Source organism: Aquimarina sp. 433, from assembly GCF_054054605.1.
In genome coordinates, this window is record NZ_JBSWZK010000031.1 from 1 (window position 1) to 943 (window position 943).

2 protein-coding genes are annotated in these 943 nt (G+C 28.0%); both read right to left on the reverse strand.

Going from position 1 to position 943, the window contains the following annotated elements; genetic code table 11:
* Positions 1 to 35 precede the first annotated feature (35 nt).
* Positions 36 to 560, reverse strand: a complete 525-nt coding sequence (locus ACWNT5_RS24210) for a hypothetical protein (RefSeq protein ID WP_456518852.1) — start codon at positions 558 to 560, stop codon at positions 36 to 38.
* A gap of 2 nt (positions 561 to 562) precedes the next feature.
* A partial coding sequence (locus tag ACWNT5_RS24215) for a hypothetical protein (protein ID WP_456518853.1) occupies positions 563 to 943 on the reverse strand: 381 nt, incomplete at its 5' end.

Consider the following 943-nt stretch of genomic DNA (forward strand, 5'->3'; position numbering starts at 1 on the left):
ACGTTGCGTGTATGAATTGTTATATGGCGAAGCCATTATGATTTATACACCTTGTTGTGGGTGCGTTTTTTTGTCCATTTAATATTCAAACCTCTCCTTTCCAGTTCATCAAAAAACTCGTCAAAAGTCGGAAAGTTAAGATTCTCATCAAATGCATCATATTCCATTCCATTGCAATATACTTTTTTTGATTTCAATGATTTTGAATCTGTTAAATACTCAATTCTAACCCATTTATATCCAGAAAGTAAATTTATACTAGTGTCATCTCGAAATATTATTCTTTTTATTCTATCCAATCTAATTTTTTCTTCTCTTTTGAAGAATATGAATCGATTTATAATTAAAATCTCCTCATCATTAAGAATAAAATCACTATTCATAATTGCGTAATAGCTGTATACACCAACTAAAAGAATAACTGATGTAATTACAATAAAAATACTTGATAAATCTATGTTAATCAATTTTGTTTCAATTCCAAATGTCAATCCTAACCCTAAAACTGCGATCAAGATTAGAATTATTTTTAACTCTAATATGTGACTTTTGAATTCCATAATTATAAATAGATTTTTACTTCTAAATTTTGTTCGATAGACTTTTTGAAGAAAGATTGTAGCTCATAGATGTCATTATTTATATCTTTCAATTTGTAGTCCTCCGTCGTCCAAAATTTTAATATTTTTTCTGAATTCACATTAGGAACAAACTCGTCTCTGTTAAGTATTCTGCGTACTCTTTCGATTTCTTTTTTTAGTTCAGATATTTTGTCAGATTGAAAGGTTTGTGATTCGTCTATCCATTTATTCGAATGGAGATCCAAATTCAATAGTATTGGAAATTCATTTTTGATATTTTTCGGTAAATGTCTAGAGCAATAAATAAGAAAGTTAGGAGCCATTTCAGACACAATTTCTTTCTTTTTGTTTAAAGCTTCCAT

Excerpts from the sequence above, each read along its gene's own strand:
- ACWNT5_RS24210 (WP_456518852.1), bottom strand. The coding sequence starts at position 560 with ATGGAATTCAAAAGTCACATATTAGAGTTAAAAATAATTCTAATCTTG.